At 72.2% G+C, this 24,054-nt stretch carries 20 protein-coding genes; 6 read left to right on the forward strand and 14 right to left on the reverse strand.

Going from position 1 to position 24,054, the window contains the following annotated elements:
- From ftsW to Q2K20_RS09935, 11 genes are all read right to left on the reverse strand, one after another.
- The coding region (gene ftsW / locus Q2K20_RS09885) for a putative lipid II flippase FtsW (protein WP_317176782.1) at nt 1–1,466 on the reverse strand (1,466 nt) is incomplete at its 3' end.
- Between the two features lie 4 nt (nt 1,467–1,470).
- Nucleotides 1,471–2,985, reverse strand: a complete 1,515-nt coding sequence (murD, locus tag Q2K20_RS09890) for a UDP-N-acetylmuramoyl-L-alanine--D-glutamate ligase (protein ID WP_317176783.1) — start codon at nt 2,983–2,985, stop codon at nt 1,471–1,473.
- 5 nt (nt 2,986–2,990) lie between these two features.
- Complete coding sequence (gene mraY / locus Q2K20_RS09895) at nt 2,991–4,085, reverse strand: phospho-N-acetylmuramoyl-pentapeptide-transferase (RefSeq protein ID WP_269502558.1); 1,095 nt, start codon at nt 4,083–4,085, stop codon at nt 2,991–2,993.
- Nucleotides 4,070–5,587, reverse strand: a complete 1,518-nt coding sequence (locus tag Q2K20_RS09900; protein WP_269502556.1) for a UDP-N-acetylmuramoyl-tripeptide--D-alanyl-D-alanine ligase — start codon at nt 5,585–5,587, stop codon at nt 4,070–4,072. The genes mraY and Q2K20_RS09900 overlap by 16 nt, the downstream gene beginning before the upstream one ends.
- Entirely contained in the window at nt 5,584–7,143 is a 1,560-nt protein-coding gene (locus Q2K20_RS09905; protein ID WP_269502554.1) for a UDP-N-acetylmuramoyl-L-alanyl-D-glutamate--2,6-diaminopimelate ligase, read from the reverse strand. Before Q2K20_RS09905 ends, Q2K20_RS09900 begins: the two co-directional genes overlap by 4 nt.
- A 75-nt stretch (nt 7,144–7,218) precedes the next feature.
- Nucleotides 7,219–9,117, reverse strand: a complete 1,899-nt coding sequence (locus Q2K20_RS09910) for a peptidoglycan D,D-transpeptidase FtsI family protein (protein ID WP_269502552.1) — start codon at nt 9,115–9,117, stop codon at nt 7,219–7,221.
- 29 nt (nt 9,118–9,146) lie between these two features.
- Entirely contained in the window at nt 9,147–9,950 is an 804-nt protein-coding gene (locus Q2K20_RS09915) for a hypothetical protein (protein ID WP_269502550.1), read from the reverse strand.
- Nucleotides 9,947–10,969, reverse strand: a complete 1,023-nt coding sequence (gene rsmH, locus Q2K20_RS09920) for a 16S rRNA (cytosine(1402)-N(4))-methyltransferase RsmH (RefSeq protein WP_119193375.1) — start codon at nt 10,967–10,969, stop codon at nt 9,947–9,949. Before rsmH ends, Q2K20_RS09915 begins: the two co-directional genes overlap by 4 nt.
- A 170-nt stretch (nt 10,970–11,139) precedes the next feature.
- Nucleotides 11,140–11,616 carry a division/cell wall cluster transcriptional repressor MraZ gene (gene mraZ / locus Q2K20_RS09925; protein WP_067713759.1) on the reverse strand — a complete coding sequence of 159 codons (477 nt, stop codon included), beginning with the start codon at nt 11,614–11,616 and terminating at the stop codon, nt 11,140–11,142.
- 460 nt (nt 11,617–12,076) lie between these two features.
- Nucleotides 12,077–12,493: a DUF3040 domain-containing protein gene (locus tag Q2K20_RS09930; RefSeq protein ID WP_096905650.1), complete on the reverse strand. Its 417-nt coding sequence runs from the start codon at nt 12,491–12,493 to the stop codon at nt 12,077–12,079.
- 177 nt (nt 12,494–12,670) lie between these two features.
- A complete protein-coding gene (locus Q2K20_RS09935) occupies nt 12,671–13,075 on the reverse strand; it encodes an SAV_6107 family HEPN domain-containing protein (protein ID WP_119193376.1) in 405 nt (134 codons plus the stop codon).
- A 92-nt stretch (nt 13,076–13,167) separates the two neighbouring features.
- On the opposite strand from Q2K20_RS09935, the gene Q2K20_RS09940 reads away from it, so the two are divergent.
- The 3 genes from Q2K20_RS09940 to Q2K20_RS09950 are packed head-to-tail and all read left to right on the forward strand — an operon-like array spanning nt 13,168 to nt 16,063.
- Nucleotides 13,168–13,755, forward strand: coding sequence for a GNAT family N-acetyltransferase (locus tag Q2K20_RS09940; RefSeq protein WP_096907272.1), 588 nt, complete (start codon nt 13,168–13,170; stop codon nt 13,753–13,755).
- A complete protein-coding gene (locus Q2K20_RS09945; RefSeq protein ID WP_269502542.1) occupies nt 13,752–15,338 on the forward strand; it encodes a phytoene desaturase family protein in 1,587 nt (528 codons plus the stop codon). Before Q2K20_RS09940 ends, Q2K20_RS09945 begins: the two co-directional genes overlap by 4 nt.
- Nucleotides 15,335–16,063, forward strand: coding sequence for an LppM family (lipo)protein (locus Q2K20_RS09950; RefSeq protein WP_096905652.1), 729 nt, complete (start codon nt 15,335–15,337; stop codon nt 16,061–16,063). Before Q2K20_RS09945 ends, Q2K20_RS09950 begins: the two co-directional genes overlap by 4 nt.
- Nucleotides 16,064–16,090: 27 nt before the next feature.
- Here the strand turns inward: Q2K20_RS09950 and metF are convergent, their stop codons facing one another.
- On the reverse strand, nt 16,091–17,068 hold the full coding sequence (gene metF, locus Q2K20_RS09955) for a methylenetetrahydrofolate reductase [NAD(P)H] (RefSeq protein ID WP_096905653.1): 978 nt from the start codon (nt 17,066–17,068) through the stop codon (nt 16,091–16,093).
- Between the two features lie 96 nt (nt 17,069–17,164).
- Here metF and Q2K20_RS09960 point away from each other — a divergent pair, with 96 nt between their 5' ends.
- Together Q2K20_RS09960 and mptB are read left to right on the forward strand one after the other, a co-directional pair.
- Nucleotides 17,165–18,244, forward strand: a complete 1,080-nt coding sequence (locus Q2K20_RS09960; RefSeq protein WP_119193378.1) for a polyprenyl synthetase family protein — start codon at nt 17,165–17,167, stop codon at nt 18,242–18,244.
- 3 nt (nt 18,245–18,247) lie between these two features.
- Nucleotides 18,248–19,858, forward strand: coding sequence for a polyprenol phosphomannose-dependent alpha 1,6 mannosyltransferase MptB (gene mptB, locus Q2K20_RS09965; protein ID WP_269502536.1), 1,611 nt, complete (start codon nt 18,248–18,250; stop codon nt 19,856–19,858).
- Here mptB and Q2K20_RS09970 read toward each other — a convergent pair.
- The gene (locus Q2K20_RS09970) at nt 19,827–20,195 is read right to left on the reverse strand and encodes an Rv2175c family DNA-binding protein (protein WP_067713740.1); all 369 of its coding nucleotides are present in this window, start codon (nt 20,193–20,195) and stop codon (nt 19,827–19,829) included. The two genes, mptB and Q2K20_RS09970, sit on opposite strands and share 32 nt — an antisense overlap.
- Nucleotides 20,196–20,326: 131 nt before the next feature.
- Between Q2K20_RS09970 and pknB the strand changes: the two genes are divergently transcribed.
- On the forward strand, nt 20,327–22,549 hold the full coding sequence (gene pknB / locus Q2K20_RS09975; protein WP_240341428.1) for a Stk1 family PASTA domain-containing Ser/Thr kinase: 2,223 nt from the start codon (nt 20,327–20,329) through the stop codon (nt 22,547–22,549).
- A 63-nt stretch (nt 22,550–22,612) separates the two neighbouring features.
- Here the strand turns inward: pknB and Q2K20_RS09980 are convergent, their stop codons facing one another.
- Nucleotides 22,613–24,019 carry a class II 3-deoxy-7-phosphoheptulonate synthase gene (locus Q2K20_RS09980; protein ID WP_067713735.1) on the reverse strand — a complete coding sequence of 469 codons (1,407 nt, stop codon included), beginning with the start codon at nt 24,017–24,019 and terminating at the stop codon, nt 22,613–22,615.
- Between the last annotated feature and the right edge of the window lie 35 nt (nt 24,020–24,054).

Consider the following 24,054-nt stretch of genomic DNA (forward strand, 5'->3'; position numbering starts at 1 on the left):
GCGCCCGCGGACCTGTCGCGTGGGGCGGGTCCGGCGGTCCGCGGCGGCTGCGGCCTGGTCACCGGGTCCCCGAACCGGCGGGTGCCGGCGCTGGACCGTCCGGGCGTGGCGGAGGCCGGGACCGGCCGCTCGGGCGTGTAGGGCCGCGGGTCCGGCAGCGCGAGCCAGCTGCGCCGACGCCGCGACGGGGAGCTGAGGATCGCGGAGATGGCCTCCGGCTCGTGGCGGGCACAGTTGGCGAGCAGCCCGAGCGAGGTCAGGGTGACGACCGCCGACGTGCCGCCGTTGGAGATCAGGGGCAGCTGCAGACCCGTCACCGGCAGCAGGCCGACCACATACCCGATGTTGATGAAGGCCTGGATGACGATCGTCGCGGTGACGGTGCCGGCGAGCAGGCGGCGGAACGGGTCGACCGATCGCAGTGCGACGCGCATGCCGACCCACCCGAGGGTGAGGTAGAGCGACACCACGACCGCGGCACCGAACCAGCCCAGCTCCTCGCCGATGATCGCGAAGATGAAGTCGTTGGTGGCCTCGGGCAGGTAGAACCACTTGGCGCTGGACTGCCCCAGCCCGACGCCGAACAATCCGCCGTCGGCCAGAGAGAGCATGCCCTGGTACGACTGGTAGGCCGCGCCCTGGGGGTTGGAGAAATCGCCCCGGAAGGTGTCGAAGTAGGTCCGGATCCGCTCGAAGCGGTAGGCGAACGCCACGGCGAGCACGCCGAAGACCACGACGCCGACCGCGATGACCCACACGAAGTGCCGGGTGGGGTACCCGGAGAACCACAGCACACACAGGAAGGCGATGGTCACCGCGGTGGCCATGCCCAGGTCGGGGGCGACGACGACGAGGACCGCCACGACGAGGTAGCCGACCACGGCCGGGAAGAGCAGATCGAGCCAGTACCCCGTGCGCATCCGCTTGGCGACCACCGAGCACGCCCAGAGGATGAAGGCGAACTTGGCGATCTCCGCGGGCTGGATCGAGAACAGCCCCAGGTCGATCCAGCCCTTCGACCCGTTGATCTCGGACCCGACCCCGGGGATCAGCACGGCCACGAGCAGTCCGATCGCGACCAACAGCAGCGGGAACGCCGCGGCCCGGACCAGCTCGATGCGGACGCGCAGCGCGGTGACGAAGCCGACCCAGCCGATGAGGACGAAGAGCGCCTGGCGCAGGAAGATGTCGAACGGCGTGCCGCCGCCGGAGAAGGCGAGCACGTTGGAGCTGGACAGCACCATGCCCAATCCGATGACGGTGAGCAGGGCGGTGACCACCATGACCACGTGGTACGAGGTCAGGGGCGCGCGATTGATGGCGGCCAGGGGTGCGGCGATCCGCCCGAGCAGGTCCGGTCGCGTCTCGGTGTCCGCGCGCTCGTGCTGTGTCTTCTCACGCACCGGCTTCTCACGCGCCGTCTTCTCACGCGCCGGCTTCTGGCGCGCTGCCTTGTCGATTGCCATTGCCCTACCTCCCGGCCACGCGGCCCACGGCGAGGACGAAGCTGCGCCCGCGGTGACCGTAGTCGGTGAACATGTCCATCGACGCGGCCGCGGGGGCGAGCAACACGGTGTCGCCTCCGGTGGCCATCCGTGCGGCCTCGGCGACCGCCCGGTCCATCGTCTGCTGCGGCTCGTCGGGACCCGCGGCATCGTCATCGTCTCCCGAGGCCAGCTCCACGACGGGCACCGCCGGCGCGTGTCGGGCCAATGCCTCGGCGATCCGCCCACGGTCGCGGCCGATGAGGACCACGCCGCGCAGCACGCCCGAGACCTCGGCGACCAGCGGCTCCACGTCGGCGCCCTTGAGCAGGCCCCCGGCGATCCACACCATCGTCCCGCCCGCGAGCAGCGAGGTCCGGGCGGCGTGGGGGTTGGTGGCCTTCGAGTCGTCCACGTAGGCGACCCCGTCGATCGTGTCGACCGGCTCCGCGCGATGGGCGCCCACGGTGAAGCCCCGCAGGGCCTCGGCCACGTGCTCGGGTCGCGCGCCCACGGAGAGGGCGACGGCCGAGGCGGCGAGCGCGTCGAGCACGCCCGCGGGCCCGGCCGGGCGGACGTCCGCTGCGGGCAGCAGCGCCACCTCGTCGTCGTCCTCGTCACCACCGCCGATCCGCGCGGTGAGAACGCCGTCGACGACGCCACACTCCCCCGGACCGGGCGCACCGAGGCGCACCCCGATCGCGGTCGGGGCGGGCGCGGCGGCGAGCAGGCGCGCGGCGATCTCGTCGTCGGCGCCGGCCACGGCCACGCGGCCGGTGAGGACACGGGCCTTGGCCTCGGCGTAGACCTCCATGGAGCCGTGCCAGTCGAGGTGGTCCTCGGCGACGTTGAGCACCACCCCGACGTCCGGGCGGCAACTCGGCGCCCAGTGCAGTTGGAAGCTCGACAGCTCGGCCGCCAGCACGTCGACGCGGGGCTCAGCCAGGAGGACGTCCGTCACCGGCAGCCCGATGTTCCCGCAGGCGCGCGCGGCCATCCCGGCCTCCAGGCAGATGGCCTCGAGCATCGAGGTGGTGGTGGTCTTGCCGTTGGTGCCGGTCACCGCGAACCAGGTGCGTCGCGGCCCGAACAGTTCGGCGGCGTCGGCCCGCCAGGCCAGTTCGACATCACCCCACACCGGAACCCCGGCATCGGCGGCTGCCAGCAGCAGCGGCGAGTCCGGCCGCCAGCCCGGGCTCGTGATGACGAGGTCGACACGGCACGGACCATCGGATCCGTCGAGGAGCTCGGCCGCGCGGGCCAGGTCGACGCCCGCACACCCGATGTCGTCGGGCAGCGCCTCTCGGAGTCGTGAGATGGCCTCGGGACGGGAGTCGGCGACGACCGGCTCGGCGCCCAGCGCGTGGAGGATGCGGACCGCGCCCGGGCCGGACACGCCCGCGCCCAGGACCAGCACGCGGGAGCCGGTCAGCTCGCGCACGTCGGGACCGGCGTCGGCCGCCGTGCCGGCGGTACCTGCGGTGTGGGTCGTGTCGGTCATGTCGGTCATCCCGTCGAGCTCGCGAGCCAGTCGCCGTAGAACAGTGCGATCGCCAGACCACAGGAGATCGCCACCAGCAGCCAGAACCGGATGGTCACCGTGGTCTCGGCCCAGCCGCCGTTCTCGAAGTGGTGGTGGATGGGGGTCATCCGGAACGGCCGACGCCCGGTGGTGCGGAAGGCGGCCACCTGGATGAGCACCGAGACGAACTCGATGACGAACACGGCGCCCACGACCACCATGAGCAGCTCGGTGCGAGAAACCACGGACACGCCCGCGACGATGCCGCCGAGGAACATCGACCCGGTGTCCCCCATGAAGATCTTGGCCGGCGCGGCATTCCACCACAGGAAGCCCAGGCAGGCGCCGAGCGCCGCCGAACAGACCACCGCGATGTCGAGGGGGTCACGGACCTGGTAGCAGCCGGACAGATCGACGCCCTCCGCGGTGGAGAAGCAGGAGTAGCGGAACTGCCAGAAGGTGAACACCACGTAGGTGCCCATCACCATCGCCATGGACCCGGCGGCGAGGCCGTCCAGGCCGTCGGTGAAGTTGACGGCGTTGGACCAGCCGTAGACGAGGACGACGATGAAGACGAGGAAGACGACGACGGGGAAGCTCACCGCGACGAAGTCCCGCACGTAGCTCAATGACGTGCTGGCCGGGGTGAGCCCGTCGTTGTTGCGGAACTGCAGCACGAGGATGCCGAACGCGAGGGCCGCGAGGACCTGGCCGGCGGTCTTGGACAGAATGCCCAGGCCCTTGTTGTGGCGCTTGAAGACCTTGAGTCCGTCGTCGACCATCCCCACCACCGCCAGCGCGGTGGCCAGGCCGAGCACGAGCACGCCCGAGGCGGTGAACCCGCCCCCACCCACCGTGACCTGCCCGATCACCCCGGCGACGATGTATCCGAGCCACACGGCGGTGAGGATCGCGACGCCACCCATGTTGGGCGTGCCGCGCTTGCTCATGTGGGACTGCGGTCCCTCGAGACGGATCTCCTGGCCGTAGCCCTTGCGCCGGAAATAGATGATGAGCAGGGGTGTGAGGAAGATGCTCACGACGAAGGCGACGATGCCTGCGATCATGATCTGGGCCATGACTGGTTCTCCTCACCACGCGACGCGAGCAGGTGCTCGGCGACGCTCCACAAACCGACGGCAGCAGAGGCCTTGACCAGGACGATGTCGCCCGGCTCCACGCGTTCGTCCAGGATCGCCACGGCCTCCTCGGCGGTGGCGACGTGCTCCGCCTCGGAACCCCACGAGCCCTCCTGGATCGCGCCCTGGAACAGCGCACGCTGGGGGCGGCCCAGGCCCACGACCACGAGCTGGGACACGTCCAGGCGGACGAGGAAACGCCCGAGCAGGTCGTGCTCGGTGACCGCGTCCTCGCCGAGTTCGGCCATCTCCCCCAGCACCGCCCAGGTCCGCCGGTGGCCGCCGCCGGAGCGGGCCATGACGGCCAGGGACTTCAGCGCGGCCCGCATCGAATCGGGGTTGGCGTTGTACGAGTCGTTGACGACGGTGACGCCGTCGGCGGTCATCCGTACGTCCATCCGGCGTACGGAGGCGGCCTCCGCGGTCCCCAGGGCGGCGGCCACCTGCTCGACCGACATCCCGCACGCGAGACCCACCGCGGCCGCCGACAGGGCGTTGCCCACCTGGTGCTCCCCGTGCACACGGAGCGCCACATCGGCCTCACCCCGCGGGGTGACCAGGCGGAAGGAGGCGCGTACCTCGTCGTCGAGCCGTACCCGCTCCGCACGGACGTCCGCGGATCCCTCGACCCCCACGGAGACCACCTCCGCGGCGGTGCGTCCGGCCATGGTCCGGACCCGCTCGTCGTCGGCGTTGAGGACGGCCACCCCGCCGTGGGCGGCGTCCGGGAGCGCCTCGACGAGTTCGCCCTTGGTGTCGGCGATGACCTCTCGCGAGCCGAACTCGCCGAGGTGTGCGGTGCCGACGTTGAGCACGACGCCGATCCGGGGCGGTGCCAGGGCCGCCAGCTCGCGGATGTTCCCGGGCGCACGGGCACTGAGTTCCAGGACGAGGAAGTCGGTGCCGGAGTCGGCGCGCAGCGCGGTCCAGGGATGCCCGATCTCGTTGTTGAACGATCCGGGTGGCGCGACGACAGTGCCGGCTTCGGACAGCACGGCGCCGATGAGGTCCTTGGTGCTGGTCTTGCCGGACGAACCGGTCACCCCCACCACGACCAGACCGTGGTCGGCGACCAGCCGGTCGACACTCGCGCGGGCGAGGGCGCCGAGCGCGGCGAGCACCGACGCGCCGGAGCCGTCCGTGTCCGCGGCGAGCGCCATGGCGTTGGTCTGCCTCCGGTCGACCGCGGGCACGACGATCTGCGCGCCGTCCGCCCCGTCCACCTCGTGGGCGACGAGTGCCGCGGCGGCCCCGGCGTCGAGGGCGCGGGCGACGTAGTCGTGACCGTCGACGCGCTCCCCGGGCAGGGCCAGGAACAGCCCGCCCTCCCCGATCCGGCGGGAGTCGAACTCCACGGAACCGGTGACGGCCGACGCGGGGTCTCCACCGACCAACCGACCGCCGACTATCCCGGCGATCTCGCCGAGGGTGAGGTCGATCATGGTGCGTTGTCCTCCGTCTCGCCCGTGGGGGCGGCGTATCCGAGTCGTCTGATGAGTTCTTCGGCGGCTCTGGTGCGGTCGTCGAACGGGAACACGGTCCCGTTCCTCTCCTGACCGGTCTCATGGCCCTTGCCGGCGATCACGACGACGTCCCCGGTGCGGGCCCAGTCGATCGCCGTCGCGATCGCCGCTCCCCGGTCACCGACCTCCTCGATCAGGGTGTCGTCACCGGCGGTGGACTCGGTGCCCGCGAGGACCGCCGCGCGGATCTCGGCCGGGTCCTCGCTGCGCGGGTTGTCGTCGGTGACCACGACCAGGTCGGCGACCTCGGCGGCGGCGGCGCCCATGAGCGGGCGCTTGCCCGGATCGCGGTCGCCACCGGCACCGAGGACCACGGCGATGCGGCCCTCGGTCTGCGCGCGGACCGACCGGAGCACCGCCGCGACCGCGCCGGGCTTGTGGGCGTAGTCGACGAGCACCCGGAAGTCCTGGCCCCGCACGACGGGCTCGAGCCGGCCGGGGACCCGGACGCGCGCCAGACCGGCCGCCGCGCCTGCCACGTCCGAGCCGAGGGCATCGACGACGGCCAGTGCGACAAGAGCGTTGGCGACGTTGAACCGGCCGAGCAGCGGTAGTTCGACGTCGGCGGTCAGCCCGCGGGGGCCGTGCACGGTAAAGGTCTGGGTGCCGCGATCGGTGGTCGCGGACTCCCCCGCCGTCCAGTCCGCGTCGGCCCCGGGTTCGGCGGAGACCGTGACCGCGTCCGGCCGCATCCCGAGCAGTCTCCGGCCCCAGTCGTCGTCCACCACGACGACGGCCCGCTCGGCGGGGCGGACCGCGGACCCCGGGTCGGCCTCGGCGTCGAACAGACGGCACTTGGCACGGAAGTAGTCGTCCATGCTCGGATGGAAATCCAGGTGGTCCTGGGTCAGGTTGAGAAATGCACCCACGGCGAACCTGGTGCCGTCCACGCGCCCGAGCCGCAGGGCGTGGCTGGAGACCTCGGCCGCGACCGCGCGGGCCCCCTCATCCCTCATCCGGGCCAGGAGGGCCTGGAACTCGGGGGCCTCGGGGGTCGTGAGGCGACTCGGCAGCGCCCGACCGTCGACCCGGCTCCCGGTGGTGCCGATGAGGCCCGCGACATGGCCGCCGCCTTCGAGCGCGGCTTCGACGAGGTAGGAGGTGGTGGTCTTGCCGGACGTCCCGGTGATCCCCACGACGTCGAGTGCGGCGGAGGGGTCTCCCGCGACCGCCGCGGACACCGCGCCGAGGACGGATCGGGGGTCCGGATGCACGAGGACGGGGACCCGGTCGGCCACGGCGGCCATCATCTCGAGACCCTCGGGGTCGGTGAGCACGGCGTCCGCGCCCACCTCGATCGCGGTGGCGCCGAACGAGGCGCCGTGGACCCGCGTGCCGGGCAGTGCCGCGAAGAGGATGCCGGGGCCGCAGTCCTGTGCGCGGATCGTCGCACCGACGAGGTCGTCACCACCCCGGGTCCTGTCGCCGAGAAGGGTGGCCCGCACCGCGTCTGCCAGCTCTCGCGCTGTCGTCATCGCCTGTCCTCGCCCCGCCTTCCTTGCTCGCTACCCTCCCGTGAACCCGCTACACGCTACCCTGCCGGACGCTGATCACCGCGCCTGCAGGACCAGTTCCGGCGCGGGGGCGGACGGCGGGATGTTGTCGCGATTGACCAGCCACGATGCGATGTCGTGGAAGAGCGGGGCCGCGGAGGCCCCGAGCACGCCGCGCGAGGGGGCGTCGAGCATGATCGCGATCACATACCGCGGGTCGTCGGCGGGCAGGATGCCGGAGAAGGTGATCCAGTAGCGCGAGTTGGAGTAACAGGAGCACCCGGGGTCGATCTGCTGCGCGGTGCCGGTCTTACCACTGATCTGGTAGCCGGCGACCGCGGCCTGCGGGCCGGTGCCCCCGGACTGCACGACGGAGCGGAACATGTCCCGCACCGTGCGGGCGGTCTCGGTGCTGATGACCCGCTCACCTTCGGGACGCTCGGTCTCGGTGCGCTCGCCGTCGGGGCCGACGCGCTCGGCGACGATCCGCGGCGGCACGCGGACACCGTCGTTGGCGATGGTCTGGTAGATGCCCGCCATCTGCAGGGTGGTCATGGACAGGCCCTGCCCGATGGGCAGGTTGGCGAAGGTGCCGCCCTGCCAGTTCTGCAGGTCGGGCACCAGACCCTCGGACTCCCCGGCGAGTTCGATCCCCGAGCGCTGGCCGAGGCCGAACTTGTCGAGGTACTCGGAGAACGGCTCCTTGCCCACCCGCTGGGCGAGCATGAGTGTGCCGACGTTGGAGGACTTCCCGAAGATGCCGGTGGTGGTGTACGGGGTGGGGCCGTGCTGCCACGCGTCGGAGACGGTGACACCTTCCATGCGGATGCTGCCGTCCACGGAGTGGACCTCGTTCGGATCGGTCAGCCCCGCCTCGATCGCGGCGGCGGCGGTGATGATCTTCTGCACGGAGCCCGGTTCGAACGGCGAGGTGATCGCCGGGTTGCCCAGGTCCGCCCCCCGCTCGAGCTCGGCAGCGACCCCGACGGCCGGGTTGAACGTGTTGTCGTTGGCCATCGCGCGGACCTCACCGGTGCGCGCATCGAGCACGACGGCGGACGCGGTCTCGGCTCCGGAGGTGTCCTTGGCGGTCTGGATGGCCTTCTGCACGTGCCACTGCAGGTCCGCGTCCAGGGTGAGGCGGATGGTGTCGCCGTCGCGCGGCTCGGTCACGTTGCGCAGGGTGCCCGGGATGACGGTGTTGTCCTGGGCCCGGTCGAACGTCTGCCGCCCGTCCTCCCCGTCCAGTTCGTCGTTGAAGTGTGCCTCGATGCCCTGGAGCCCGATCAGCTTGCCCTCGTCGCTCTTCGTCGTCGCACCGACGACGTTCGCGGCGAGCGCGCCCCCCGGGTACTCACGGATGTCGACCCGCTCGGCCCCGATCATGGGGTAATCGCGGGTGATGGCGTTGGCCAGCGTGACGTCGACGTTGCGGACGAGATAGGTGAAGCCACCCTCCGAGGTGAGTTTGGCCTCGATCTCGTCGCGGTCGACGGCGTCACCGAGCACGGTCTCGAACTCGTCGGCGATCTCCTCGACCAGTTCGTCCCAGGTGGGCTTGGTGCTGTCGAGCTCCCGTCGCACCTCGGCGTTGCGCTGTTCGACCAGCGGCTGGATCGACAGATCGCGGGCCTCGCGGGTGAACGCGATGGGGTCGCCGTTGAGGTCGACGACCGCTCCCCGCGTGGCGGGCAGGACCTCGTGGACCTGGCGTTGGCTCTCGGCGCGGGCCGCGAGCTCCGTTCCCCCGAGGGTCTGCACCCAGAAGAGCTTGACGAGCGCGATGACCATGATCATCGCGAAGGCGGAGCGCATGAAGGTGAAGCGTCGCTCGGTCGCCGAGGCGGTGAGGACCCTGCCGAACCGGTTCGGTGGCCGTCCGGCTCCCGGCGCGGTGCCGCGCGGGGCGCCCGAGGGGACCCGGGCGCCCGTTCCCGGGCTGCGTCGTTCGGTCATCTCCAGCGGGCCTTTCGGGGTTCGGGTGTCTAGAAGAGCGGTCCGGGCACCGGGGCGAGGGTCGCGGCGTCCTCACCGGGCGGTGCCGGAGCCGGCGGGACGAGGTCGGGCGCGGGGTCCGCCTGTGGGGCGGGAGCCGGTGGGGCGGACTCGGCCATGGCGGGCGGTGGGGTGACCGGGGACGGAGGGGCTGCGAGGGGCGGATAGGGAACGGGGGCGACCCCGCGGGGCGTGCGGTCCTGGGGCGCCTGCGCGGGCGGGGCGTCGAATCCGTCCCGGTCGGACGACCTCGACGGTCCGGACGCTACCGGAGCGGGCTGCAGAGGTTTGATCGGCGCGCCGAGCTTCGCCTCGGGCTCGCCGACGATCTCGAGCACGCCGTCCGATCCCCTGGTCAGGATGGGTGCGCTGGCGACTCCGACCATGCCGAGCTTCTCCGCGCGCTGCGCCAGCACCTCGGCGGACCGGGCGCGTTCGTTGGACGCCTGCAGAGCTTCCATCCGTTCCACCAACTCCACATTGGCGTCGCGGGCGTTCTTGAGGTCGTAGGTGTCCTGGGTGGTCTGCGCGGACAGCAGGAGGGTGCCGCCCACCCCCGCGCCGATGAGAAGGAGGAGGACGACGACGAAGGGAACCCTCGCGGCGAGCTCGGCGGGACTCAGACGTTCCGCCGGGACGACCACGGTCCGGCGGCCGCGAACCGAGCGGGTGACGGGCTTGCGTCGGAGGCCGACGGGCCGTCCCGCGGGTGCGGGCGCGTCGGCACCCGGTGTCGTCGCCGGGCGGGTGTCGAGCCCGCCGGCGGTGCCGGGCGTGTCGATCGTGCTCGTCATGGGGTTCTCCCGTCGATACGCCGGACACACCGCACCCGCACCGAGGCCGAGCGCGGGTTGTGGTCGATCTCCTCCTGTGAGGCCTTCTCCGCTCCCCGGGTGATCGCCTCGAACTCGGGGCCGTGACCGGGGAGCTCCACGGGCAGGCCCGCCGGAGTCCGCGATGCGGTCCGCGTGGCCAGCTCGCGTTTGACGATCTTGTCCTCGAGGGAGTGGTAGGACATGAACACCGCACGGCCGCCGAGGCGGAGCAGGTCCAGGTATCCGGGCACCGCGTTCTCCACGGCCTCCAGCTCGGCGTTGACCTCGATGCGCAGGGCCTGGAACACGCGTTTGCCCGGGTGTCCGCCGGTCCGGCGGGCACCTTGCGGGATGGTGTCGTAGAGCAGCTCGACGAGTTGGGAGCTGGTCACGACGGGGTCGGTGTCCCGGCGGCGGACGATCGCTGCGGCGATCTGTCGCGCGAATCGCTCCTCGCCGTAGACGCGCAGGACGCGGGCGAGGTCGTCACGCGGGTAGTCGGCCAGGATGTCGGCCGCGGTGGGGCCGGTGGTGGGGTCCATCCTCATGTCGAGCGGGGAGTCGACGGAGTACGCGAAACCTCGCTCGGCCACATCGAGCTGCATGGAGGAGACACCGAAGTCGAGCAGGATCCCGTCGATCGCGGGGCCCGCCTCGTCCCGGGACTCCCCGGGGAGGGCCGCCACGACGCGGTCGAAATCGTCGAAGCGGGCGTGAACCGGCGTGAACCGGTCGCGGTAGGCCGTGAGGCGACGGGTCGCCATCTCGAGGGCCTCGGGGTCACGGTCGACGCCGAGGATGCGCAGCTCACCGAACTCGGCCAGCAGGTGGGAGGAATGCCCCCCGAGCCCGAGGGTCCCGTCCACGATCACGGGGACGCGGCCGTCCTGCGCGGCCGCCTCGACGACGGGCCGGAAGAACTCGATGGTCCGCTCGAGGAAGACGGGTATGTGCCCGGAGCGCGTGGCGTCGCGGTCGGCGTCGGACTCGTCTGCCATCTCGCCTCCTCGCGTCCGGAAGTCGTCGGTGCTCCGGTTGTGGTGGAGCCCCCTGGTCCCCGTCCGGTACCCACCTGGCGTTGGGGAAGTACGTCAGGGTGGTGCCGGGCAGGGGCCGGGGGGCTCCGTCCGTCGTGCTCTCGCTTGCTCGTGTCCGTCCTCTCCCCGGATCAGAATTCGATCCCGAGCGAGGTGCCCTCCATCTCGGAGAACACGGGTAGGTTCTCCTCGCTGTAGCGGTCCCACGCCTCGGCGTCCCAGACCTCGAGACGCTCCCCGAGGCCGTTGACGACGCAGTCCTTGTCCAGACCCGCGTAGTTCCGCTGACTCGCCGGGATGGAGATCCGTCCCTGCGAGTCCAGTTGTTGGACTTCCGCGCCGCTCACCAGGAGCCGGAAGAACGCCATGTGCCTCTCGCTGAGGTTGGCGGTCGGCCGGACCTTTCTGACCAGCGCGTCGAACTCGTCCTCAGGGAAAACCGAGAGCGTGTTGGTGAACCACCCACACACCACCACCCCGTCCGCCAGGCCTGGCCTGAATCTGGCGGGGATCGTCAGCCGCCCCTTGTCGTCGAGCTTGGGACGGTGTGTCCCGTACCCGACGAAGGCTCGTTCACGTCCGGAGTCGACGAGATCGGTGTCGGTCACCCGCCACCTCCTGGGGTCCAGGCCCATCGAGCTCCTTGCGTGCCCCACTCTACCCCACAACGCCCCACAAACAAGGCCTGCGCCCCACTTCGCCCCACCGCCTCGCATCACCGCAGTTCAGTGGCCATAGGGACCCTGCCGTCGCCGTCCCGACACCGGATCAACAGCCCGGAGGGAGCCCACTTCCGCGAGTCTTTTGGGACTCATGTGACTCGAGACGACTCACGTGGCAGCCGAGCCGGCCCCTGTGGGGAGATGTGGGGAGGAGGGGTGGGGCGTGGTGGGGAGCACGGGTGGGGCGTGGTGGGGAGGAAGGACGGAGCGCCGGCATCTCGGCGGGGACGGACGTTCCGGGTCGCGATGGGCTCTGGGCTGCCGGCCCGAGAGCGTCAGACAAATGGACGAAGGGGTGAGCGCGTGTGCGCTCACCCCTTCGTCGAAAGGCCGTGGGACGGGCCGGTCAGGGCTCCTGGTCGAACCGTCGGCGGAAGCGGTCCTCCATGCGGGAGGAGTAGTTCCGCCCGTCGGCGGGCTTGGCCGATGTCCGCCCGGTGCCGGGGACCCGGGGTCCGCCGGTGCCCTTGGCGCCGGCGGCGCCGTGCGACGGCGTGGACCGCAGCGCGAGGACACCCGCCGCGAACATCACCAGGAACCCGACGAGACTCAGTACCGGGAAGCCGCCGGGCTTGAAGTCGAGGGCGAGCCCGCCGATCAGAAGCGCCACACCGAGGATCGCCAGCGCGACCACCAGGCCCGCCGGACGACGAGCACCGGTCGCACCGGTCTTTCGGACAGACGACGCGAACTTCGGGTCGTCGGCGTAGAGCGCGCTCTCGATTTCCTTGAGCATGCGCTGCTCGTGCTCGGACAGGGGCACTTCGACCTCCTTCAGATGCTCGTGACGAACGAGCGCGGCCGGCTCGGTCGGTTCGCACCAACCGTGGATGGGGATCAGCCGGTCAGGGTTCCCCCCATCATACGAGGGCAACGCGGCGGGTACCACCGGGATTCCCCTCTGACACCTGAGGATTCCCCCGTCTCACCGCCCGGCTCCTCAGGCGGCGGGGCCGAGGACCCCCAACCGCTCGTCCACCAGGTCGAGAAACCGTCCCGCCGCCCACAGGAAATCGTCCGCCATCCGATCCGAGACCGTACGCGGGAGCCCGTCCTCGACCGCCGCCGCCAGAGCGGAGTACCCACTGAAGGCGGTCGCCCACCGCTCCAGCTCCGGCACCTCCGCCGCGAGCCGGTGCCAGACGTCCGCGGGACCGCGCCGCCGCGGCCCGGGGGCCAGCAGGGCCCCGGCCGCGTACCTCGCGGCGCGGTACGACTCGAGGAACCGCTCGGAGGGAGCAGCGGCGGCGATCGCGCGCCCACGGTGCAGCTCCGCACGGCTCGCCCGTCCGAGGGTTCCCACCGCTCCCCCGCCGGCCGTCCGCATCCTGTTCCTGGTGTCCATCTCTCCTGCACCTCCCCTTCTGCGCGCACGGTATCGCCGGGGTACGACACATCCGGACGCCCCGTATCCGCGCCCGTGATCAAATGGGGTGGATGGACACCGTGATCACCCGGCTCGACGCAGCCGACTTCCGAGACCGACTGCCCGAGGCTCTGGGGGTCTACGTCGACGCCATGGGCTACCCGCCGCAGGTGGTCCGCTCCCGGGCCGCGGCGTGGATGGAGCACAGCTACCGGGACGGCTGGTCGGGTGTGGCCGCGTTCGAGGCCCCGCGCCGACGCCTGCTCGGTCAGACCCGGGGGCAGCTCGTCGCCATCTGCTACGGCTATCACGGCGCTCCCGGGCAGTGGTGGTACGACCAGGTCTCCCGGGGACTGCGGGACCGGGACCGTGAGCTCCCGCCCGACTACGTGGAACTGACCGAGCTGCACGTCTCGCCGGGACTGCAGGGGCGCGGCATCGGCGCGACCCTCGTCAGGACGTTCCTGGCCGACCGGCCGGAGAGCACGGTGCTGCTGTCGACCCCGGAGGTCGACGGCGAGGACAACGCGGCCTGGCGCCTGTACCGGTCGTTGGGGTTCACCGATGTGCTGCGTTCGTATCGGTTCCAGGGGGACGCGAGACCGTTCGCCGTCCTGGCCCGATCGCTACCGCTCGCCGGGAACGGAGATCGGACGTGACCCCCCGGCATGACGTGGTGGTGGTCGGCTCCGGCCACAACGGACTGGTGTGCGCCGCCTATCTCGCCCGCGCCGGGCTCGACGTGCACGTGGTCGAACGGGACACGGTGATCGGCGGCGCCACGTCGACGGTCGAACGGTACCCGGGCCACCGCACCGACCGCGGGTCCTCGGCACATCTGATGATCCGCCACACCGGGATCCCGGAAGAGCTCGGGCTGGAGGCCCACGGACTGCGCTACGTGGACTGCGACCCGTGGGGCTTCGCGCCCGCCCCGCCGAGATCCGACGCGCCACCGATCGTCTTCCACCGTGACCTCGACGCCACGTGCGCCAGCATCGCCGCGGCCTGCGGTGAGGCCGACGCCGGCGCGTACCGGGAGTTCGTCCGCCGGTGGGACGTCCTGGCGGGACGGATGATGAAGGGGTTCGCGGTCCGCCCCACCGCCCCGGGTCTCGGTTCGGCGTTCCTCGGGGCCGACGACCTGCGCGATCCGTTCGGCGCGGTCCAGACCTTCCTGTCCTCCGGTGACGCGCTGCTGGACGCGATGTTCACCTCGGAGCGCCTCAAGGCGGCACTGTCGTGGTTCGGCGCGCAGTCGGGACCGCCGATGTCCCACCCCGCCACAGCCCCCATGATCGGGTTCGCCGCCCTGATGCACCGGATCCCGCCGGGGCGCGCGATCGGCGGTTCGGGCGCGCTCGCGGAGTCCCTCTCGGCCGCCGTCCGGGCGCACGGGGGGACGGTCACCGCAGGTGCCGGGGCCACCTCGATCCGGCGCGCCGGTTCGGGGTGGCGCGTCGACACCGAGGGCGGACGATCCCTGTACTGCTCGGCCGTCGTCGCCGCCTGCCACGTCCACACGACCCTGGACCTCCTCGCCGGCGAACTCCCGGCGGCGACGCTGGACGGGTGGCGGCGGCGGATCAGGCCCGGTTTCGGACTGGGGATGGCCGTCAGACTCGGGACCGATGCACTGCCCACGTATCCCGGCGTACCCACGAGCACCAGCGCCCACGGCCTGCAACTGCTCGTCACGGACCGACGGCACCTCGATCGCCGCTACGGCGTCGCCGCCGCGGGCGGCCTCGACGCCGATCCCGCCGTCCTGGCGATGAGCTTCAGCGCGCTCGACCCCTCGCTGGCTCCGGAGGGCCGCCACGAGCTGACACTGTGGTCACAGTGGCACCCGCGCCACCTGGCCGACGGCCGTGGCTGGTCGGAGGAGGGCGCCGCGGAGGCCGACCGGATCATCGCCGTCGCGGACCGCTTCGCGCCGGGGTTGGCCGACTCGATCGTCCACCGTCACGTCCAGACCCCCGAGGACCTGGAGACCGAACTCGGGCTGATCGGCGGGAACGTCATGCACGTGGAGATGTCCCTCGACCAGATGCTGCCGATGCGTCCCCACCCCGATCTGCGCGGTCACGCCGTGCCCGGGGCCGACGGCGTGTTCCTGGCGGGGGCCTCGACCCACCCCGGTGGCGGTGTGATCGGGACCAGCGGCAGGACGGTGGCGCGGCTCGTGACCCGCCGACTCGGCAGGTCGGCGCGGCGACGGCGGGGATCACGGGCACAATGACCGCCGTGACCCCGCCCCATCCGACAGCGAACGCCCCCACGAGCAGTGGCCGCTCCCGACTGCCCCGGCGACTGGCGGGCCTCACGGCCCTGGCCACCCTCCTGGTGCTCCTGTCCGGGTGCCTCCAGCTGAACGCCCAGATGAGCGTCCGCAAGGACGACACCGTCTCCGGCCGGATCCTCGTGGCGGGTGACCAGCCCGCTCAGGCGGCCGCGCTCGACCGGATCACCACGCCGTCCGGGCTCGAGCAGAAGGTGCGCATCACCCCCTACTCAGCGGACGGTTTCACCGGCCGCGAGATCTACTTCACCCAGTTGACGTTCGCGGAGGTCGACACCCTCACCCTCGCGATCGACATCGAGGGGGCACGGCCGTACAGCCTGGGCTTCCGCCGCAGCGGCGACACGGTGTCGTTCAGCGGATCGGTGGACCTGTCCCTGCTGCCCGCCGACCGCGCCGAGACGGCGACCACCCGGGTCGACCTGACCTTCCCCAACCGCATCAAGGAGACCAACGGCACCATCGGGGCCGGCAACTCCGTCAGCTGGTCCCCGGCTCCGGGGTCCATCACGCGGATGCAGGCCTCGTCGTCGTATCCCGACCCGGCCGCACGTGGGTTCGCGGTGTGGATGATCGTCGGGATCGGCGCCGCCCTGCTGGTGTCCATCGGGACGATCCTGGCCGCCCGGACGTCCAGGGCCCGTGCCGACCGGCTGGTGCGCTGACCCGAGCCGCACCCCCACCGGGGCGGATCAGATCCTGCCGGCCGCCACCCCGGGGGCGGGGGCCATCGACAGGTTGGTGAGGACCTCGTGGGTGGCCTTGGAGAAGTTCAGGGTGTTGAAGTGCAGGCACGGGACACCCTCGGCGATCAGTCGCTCGCACATGCGGGTGGTGAGATCGATCCCGACCTCACGGACCGCCGCCCGGTTCTCCTCGGGCCCGTCCCCGGCCGCGGTCCGGAGCCGCTCGGCCAGGTCGTCGGGCAGGGCGCAGCCCGAGAGCTCGACCATCCGCTGGACCTGCCGCAGACTCGTGACCGGCATGAGTCCGGGGATGATGGGCTTGGCGCCCTGCTCCGGGTCGGCGGCGACGGCGCGATCCCTCAGGCGCAGGTAGTGCTCCACGTCCCAGAACATCTGGGTGATCGAGTACTCGGCGCCGGCCCGGAGCTTGTTCACCAGGATCTCGGAGTCGTGCTCGAGGTCCCGGGCCCGGTAGTGCCCCTCGGGGAAGGACGCCACCCCGACGTGGAAGCCCCCCACCTCGTGGATCAGACGGACGAGCTCCTCAGCGTAGTGCAGCCCCTCCGGGTGAGCCGTCCACTCGCCCAGCGGGTCCCCGGGCGGGTCCCCGCGCAGGGCGAGGATGTTGGACACCCCGACCTCGCCGTACATGCGGATCATGTCGGTGAGTTCGGCGACCGTGTGGTCCACCGCCGTCAGGTGCGCGATCGGCAGCAGGTCGGTCTCACGGACGAGCCGCTCGACGACCCGGACGGTCCGGTCCCGCGTGGATCCGCCGGCCCCGTAGGTGACCGAGACGAACGCCGCCCCGAGGTCGGAGAACACGGTGGCGGCGCGCCAGAGTCGGTCCTCGGCGGCCTCGTCTCGCGGCGGGTAGAACTCGACGGAGAACGGAACCCTCGGGGTGGTCGACGTCGCGATCCGCTCCACGATGCTCGGGTGCCGGCCGCCGTCCGTCGGGTCGGAGTCGGGTAGCTGGGTCACCCGACCAGGGTAGCCCGACGCGCACCACGTCCGGCCGCCGCCCGACGACTAGGATCGTCGGCGACGAGGGCGGCCGGACACCGGCGCCCGGAAGGGATGGTGCCCGTGGTCTCGGCGACTCGCCCCGACGACGGAGAACGCGTCCTCGACGCGCTCCGCCGACTCATCGACGAACGGCGCACGGTCGTGGCGGGGATAGACGAGCGGGTCGACCGCCTGGCCGGCCTGCTCTCCGACTTCGTCCTCGACGGCGGCAAACGGATGCGACCGCGGTTCGCCCTGGCCGGCTGGGCCGCCGCGAGCGACACGGACGCTCCCGCCCCGGACGAGGTCGTCACCGCCTGCGCCGCCCTCGAGCTGATCCAGGCCTGTGCGCTGGTCCACGACGACATCGTGGACGCCTCGGACACCCGGCGAGGCCGCCCCACCGTCCACCGGACGATCGAGGCCGCGCACTGCAACGAGGGTTGGGACGGGGACGCGGCCCGCTACGGCGTCTCCCAGGCCATCCTCGTGGGCGACCTGGCCCTGACGTGGGCCGACGAGATGTTCGTGACCTCCGGGGTACCCCCCGAGGCCCTGGCCCGCGCGCTGGGTCCCTGGTACGCCATGAAGACAGAGGTCCTGTCGGGGCAGATGCTTGACATCCTCGCCGAGGCCTCGGGCGCCACAGACGAGCTCACCCCGGCCCGGGTGAACCGCTTCAAGACCGCGGCCTACACGGTGGAGCGGCCACTGCACATCGGCGCCGAGCTGGCGGGTGCCGGGGCGGAGACCGTCTCGGCCCTGCGGGAGTTCGGGGTGGCCGTGGGCCAGGCGTTCCAGTTGCGGGACGACATGCTGGGCGTGTTCGGCGACCCGGAGGTCACCGGCAAGCCCTCCGGGGACGACCTGCGGGAGGGCAAGCGCACCCTGCTGCTCGCCCGTGCGACCGCCCTCGCCCCCCGCCCGGACGCCGAGTTCCTCCTCGGCGTCCTCGGGACGCAACCCGACGCGGCCACGCTCGAACGCGCGCGCACCATTCTCGTGGAATCCGGTGCCGTGGTCTCGGTGGAGGCCGAGATCGACGCGTTGACCACCCGCGCCCTGGACGCCGTGGCCTCCGACGCGATCAGCGACCACGGGCGGGACACGCTGCGGGCACTGGCGGAGGCCGCGACCCGCAGGCGGGCTTGATCCGTGCAGGGAGCGACCGGACCCCGGCCGGAGACGACCACCTCGTCGTCGTCACCATTGTCGTCATCACCGCCGTCGTCACCGTCATCATCACCGTCGCCGTCGACACCATCGTCGCGGATCCGCCGGGCGACCACCGCGACGACCGCCTCGGCCCGCGCCGCCCTGAACGGCCCCTCCGGTCCGGCACTGTGGCGCGGCGTCCTCGGCTCGGTCCTGCTCACCATCGCCGGATTCGGCGCGGGCGCCCTGCCCGTGGACGGCGGCGTCGCGGTCGCGGTGGGGCTGCCCGGGTACACGTTCGGCCACGGTGAGGCCCTCGCCCTCATCCTCTGCTGGGCGGGCGTCGCGCTGCTGGTCACCTCGTGGCTCGCGCTCGGCCCCCGAGCGGTCTCGGGCCGCCTCCCCACCCGGGACGCCGTGTGGGCCACGGCCCTGTGGTCGGCGCCGATGCTGCCCGCGGTCCCCCTGTTCAGCCGCGACGCCTGGTCCTACCTGGCGCAGGGCGCCATGAGCGCCGCGGGAGTGGACCCGTACCACCACGGACCGGAGGCCAACCCCGGCCCCTTCACCGACGAGGTCAGCCCGGACTGGCGGTCCACCGCGACCCCGTACGGCCCGCTGCACCTGTTGCTCATGCGCGTCATCGTGGCGCTGTCCGGCGGCCACCCGGCGGTGGGGATCGTCATCCTCGGGGTGGTGGTGCTCGCCGCACTGGCCGCGCTCGTCGCGCTCGTGGTCGCCCTGGCCCGCCGCGCCGGGGTGGACGCCGGCGCCGCGGTGTGGATGGCGGGCGCCTCCCCGCTGTCCGTGATCCACTTCGCGGGCGGGCTGCACAACGAGATCTTCCCGCTGGTGGCATGCGTCGGCGCCGTGGTCCTCACGCTCGACCGGCGCTACGCGTGGGCGGGGGCGGCGATCGGGATCGCGGTGGCGTTCAAGGCCACCGCCGTGATCGTCGCGCCGTTCCTGCTGTGGATCGCCCTGGACCGGCGGCGGGCGTCGACCGGGGCGCGGCGCCCCCTCGTCGGCGCCCTCGTCGACACCGGGGCCGCGGCGGGGGCCGCCGCCGTCGCGTTCGCCCTGGCGACCCTCGCCTCGGGCACCGGGTTCGGCTGGCTGGACGCGATCTCCGTCTCCGACCGGGTCATCAACTACCTCAGCGCGCCCACCGCCGCGGCGCACCTGGTCCACGCCGTGGTCGACACCCCCGGATTCGAGGACGTCCTGGCGGTCGCCCGCCGCGTCGGACGCGTGGTCCTGGGGGTCACCCTCGTCGTGGTGTGGTGGCTCCACCGGCGTTACACCCGCTCGGCGCTCCGCGGCATCATGGTCGCGCTGCTGGCCTTCGTCATCCTCAACTCGCTGGCCTGGCCCTGGTATTACGTGTGGGTGGCGGCGTTCTGGGTCGCCGCCCGACCCGGTCGACGCGCCACCACAGCCGTCGTTGCGGTGACCGTCTTCCTCGTGATGGCGATCGGACCCAACGGGTCGACCAGCCTCTACAGCCCCGCGCTCGTCGGGGCGGCCCTCGCGGCAGCCCTCGCCGCGGTCTGGTGGTGGCGGCGCGCCACCGCCGGGGTCAGAACGCCATCGCCTGGGCGCGCCGCATGACCTCGCGGGCGCGGTGACCGTGTAGCGCGTCGGCCGGCCGGCCGGGCAGGCTGTCGTCCTCGGCGAACAGCCACCGCAGGATCTCCTCGTCCCGGTAGCCGCCGTCCCGCAGGACCGCGACCAGCCCGGGCAGGAAGCGCACGACCTCGTCGTCGTCATCCAGGAAGGTCGCCGGCACCACCACGATGCCCGCTCGCCGCACGGCGAGCAGGGTCCCGTCGCGCAGGAGATCGTGCACGCGGGTCACGGGGATGCCCAGGCGCTCGGACACCGCGGGGAGGTTGATGGTCTCGACGTCGGCGGGCAGGACGTCGTCGGCGTGCGGAACAGTACTCACGCCACCCAGGTTAGTCCCACGGGCGCACCCGGGCCCCACCGGCGGTGCCGGCGCGGCCGACGGCGTCGGGCTACGGACCCCGTCCGCTCGGGACGTACCGCGGACGGGACGGGAGGGGCAGAATGGACGACATGAGCACTTACGACGGGAAGCCCCCCGGCCCAGGAACACTGCTCGACGGGCGATACCGGCTCGACGCCGTCATCGCCCGCGGCGGGATGTCCACCGTCCACCTGGCCACCGACGAGCGGTTGGACCGCCACGTCGCCGTCAAGCTGCTCGATCCGACCCTCGCCGGGGACAAGGCGTTCGTGGACCGCTTCACCCTCGAGGCCAGGTCGGTGGCCCGCCTGTCGGATTCCGGCATCGTCCAGGTGTTCGACCAGGGCGTCGAGGCCGACACCGCGTTCCTCGTGATGGAACTCGTGCCCGGTGGCACGTTGCGGGAACTGCTCGACGAGCGCGGCCCCATGCCCCCGTACGCCGCGGCCGCCGTCCTGCGTCCGCTCCTCGGCGCCCTGCGGGAGGCCCACCAGGCCGGGCTGGTGCACCGCGACATCAAGCCCGAGAACGTGTTGATCTCCGGCAGCGGCGCGGTCAAACTCGCCGACTTCGGCCTGGTCCGGGCGGTGGCCGAGTCCCGCGCCACCTCGAGCAGCGTGGTGATGGGCACGGCGGCCTACCTGTCCCCCGAACAGATCTCCGGCGCCGACACCGACGCCCGGTCCGACCTGTACTCCCTCGGCGTTCTCGCCTACGAGATGCTCACCGGGGAGCCACCGTTCAGCGGTGACAACAACATCGCCGTGGCCTACCGTCGCCTCGACACCGACGTGCCGGCCCCGTCCGACCAGTCCGACACCGTGGCCGAGGACCTCGACCACCTGATCCTGCGCGCCACGCGACGCAGCCGTGAGGACCGCTACGCCGACGCCGGCGAGATGCTGCGGGACCTGGACCAGGCCGCCAGGATCGGCCGGTTCCCCGACTATGTCGTCCCGGCACCACGGCAGTCCTCGTGGTCGCGGGCGCGGGCCAACGCCGCGCGGGCCACCCCGGGCGGGGAGTCCGAGTTCGACGCCGCCGACCGTGAGAGCGGGGAGGCGCTGCGCCGGGGCGACGGGCCGACGCCGACGCGGGTGGACACCATGGTGGCCCCGGCGGCGGCGGGTCCCGGGGCGGGAGCGGGGGCCGGCCCTGCTCCTGCGCACTGGCACGGCGCGGGATCGGGCCACTATCCCCCCGGCGGCATCGAGCCCGCGCCCGACCGGGACGTCATCCGGCCCCGCCGCCAGCGCGGCATGCTGTGGCTCATCGTGGTGCTCGCCGCCGCGATCGGCCTGGCCGTGGCCGGCTGGTGGCTGGGTTCCGGCCGGTTCGTGGAGGTGCCGTCGGTTCAGGGTATGTCGGCGGGGCAGGCGACCGAGGCGGTCAACGCCGTCGGGTTGGCCGCCGCGACCCGCGACGCCTTCAGCAACGACGTCCCCCCGTCCGCGCTGGTGGGCACCGACCCCGCGGCGGGCGAGCGGGTGCCGCGCGGCGACACCGTCGATGTGTTGGTGTCCGTCGGTCGCCCCGTGGTGCCCGAGGTCGGCGCCGACAGGTCGGTGGACGCCGTGTCCGCAGCGCTGCGGGAGAACTCACTGGAACCGGTCCGGGGCGGGAACGAGTACTCGGACTCGGTACCCGTCGGCCAGGTGGTCTCCCTCCAGCCGGGCGCGGGCACGACCGTCGACGTGGGCACCCGGGTGGCCATGGTGACCAGTTCCGGCCCCGCACCCGTCGCCGTCCCCGAGGTCGTGGGCCTGGAGGAGGACCAGGCGCGGGCGGCCCTGGAGGGCGCGGGCCTCACCGTGTCACAGGTCAGACGGGTCTACGACGACGAGGTGGACGGCGGCGCGGCCGTGGGCACCGACCCGGACAGCGGAACCGACGTGTCCCGCGGGGACGGGGTCGTCCTGCTCGTCTCCAATGCACTGACCGTGCCGGACCTCCGGGATGTGCCCCTCGACGAGGCGACCGGGATCCTCGAGGACGAGGGGTTCACGATCGTCCGCGAATCGCCCGTGACCGATCGTCAGATCTCCGACGGCCGCGTGGTGCGCACCGATCCGCCCGCCGGGACCCGGCTCGACCCGACGAACGCGGTGCTGCGGGTCGTCCCGTCGGACGCGGTGACCGTCCCGGTGGTGCTGGGTTCGCGGGCCTCCGACGCGCGCCGGACGCTGCAGGACGCCGGGCTCGAGGCCACCATCGACTCGGGAACGTCGAGGGGGATCGTCTACGGCCAGACCCCGCTGCCCGGCCGGGTGGTGGCCAGGGGCAGCGAGGTCGAGATCGACGCGCTCGGCTAGGACCGGCCGCGTCTCCGGCGCGGCCGGCCGTGCCTCCGGGGCGCGAGGCCGGCCCCTACGGCGTCAGCTGCGCAGCATCTCCGCCACGAGGTAGGCGAGCTCGAGCGACTGCTGGGTGTTGAGGCGCGGGTCGCAGGCGGTCTCGTAGCGACCGGCCAGATCGATGTCCGAGATGTCCTGGGCTCCGCCGAGGCACTCGGTGACGTCCTCACCGGTGAGCTCGATGTGGATGCCACCCGGGTGGGAACCGAGAGCGTGGTGGACCTCGAAGAAGCCCTGTACCTCGTCGATGATCCGGTCGAAATGGCGGGTCTTGTACCCGTTGGACGTCGAGTGCGTGTTGCCGTGCATGGGGTCGCACTGCCAGATGACCTTGTGGCCGGTCGCCTCGACGGCCTGGACGATCGGCGGCAGCGCGTCGCGGACCTTGTCGTTGCCCATCCGGGAGACGAGCGTCAGTCGACCCGGCCGGTTGTGGGGGTCGAGCTTCTCCACGTACTCGACCGCCAACTCGGGCGTGGTGGTGGGACCGATCTTCAGGCCGATCGGGTTCTGGATGAGCGAGGCGAACGCCACGTGGGCGTCGTCGATGCCGCGGGTCCGCTCCCCGATCCACAGGAAGTGCGCCGACAGGTCGTACAACCCCTGCTCGGCGTCGCCGGTCAGGCCCGTGCCGTCGTCGGCCAGGCGCAACATGGCCCGCTCGTAGTCCAGGACGAGCGCCTCGTGGGAGGAGAAGATGTCGGCCGAGCGCAGGTTCTGGTCCGAGACCCCGCACGCGTCCATGAAGCGCAGGCCACGATCCACCTCGGCGGCGAGGGCCTCGTAGCGGGCACCAGCGGGCGAGCCCGCGACGAACTCCATGTTCCATTCGTGGACGCGATGCAGGTCCGCGGTGCCCGACGCCGTGAGGGAACGGACCAGGTTCATCGCCGCGGCCGCGTTGGCGTAGGCACGGACGAGCCGGGAGGCGTCGTGCTCACGGGCCGCCTCGTCCGGCTCGAGCGCGTTGACCATGTCGCCGCGGTAGGACAGCAACCCGGTTCCGTCGCGGTCCGCCGAGCGGGGCTTGGCGTACTGGCCGGCGATCCGGCCGACCTTGACCACGGGCATCGACGCACCGTAGGTCAGCACGACCGACATCTGCAGCAGGGTGCGGATCACGCCCTTGATGTGCGGCTCGGTGTTCGCCTCGAACGTCTCGGCGCAGTCACCGCCCTGGAGCAGGAACGCACGCCCGTGCGCCACGTCGGCGAGGCGATCGGAGAGGTGCTCGACCTCGGAGGCGACGCAGATCGGCGGCACGCTCTCCAACACTTTGCGCATCGCCGCGGCGTGACCGGGATCCCACGACGGCTGCTGAAGGGCGGGCCGCGAGAGGGCGTCCGCCAGCTGCCGATCCAGGTCCGCGGAGAGCGGCGGGAGGTCGGGGAGTTGCGCGATGTCGACGTCGACTGTCCAGTTGCTCACCCCGGCGACGATACGCCACCACCGGCGGAGCGGGC

Source organism: Dietzia sp. IN118, assembly GCF_032905965.1.
In the GTDB taxonomy this organism is placed as follows: domain Bacteria; phylum Actinomycetota; class Actinomycetes; order Mycobacteriales; family Mycobacteriaceae; genus Dietzia; species Dietzia kunjamensis.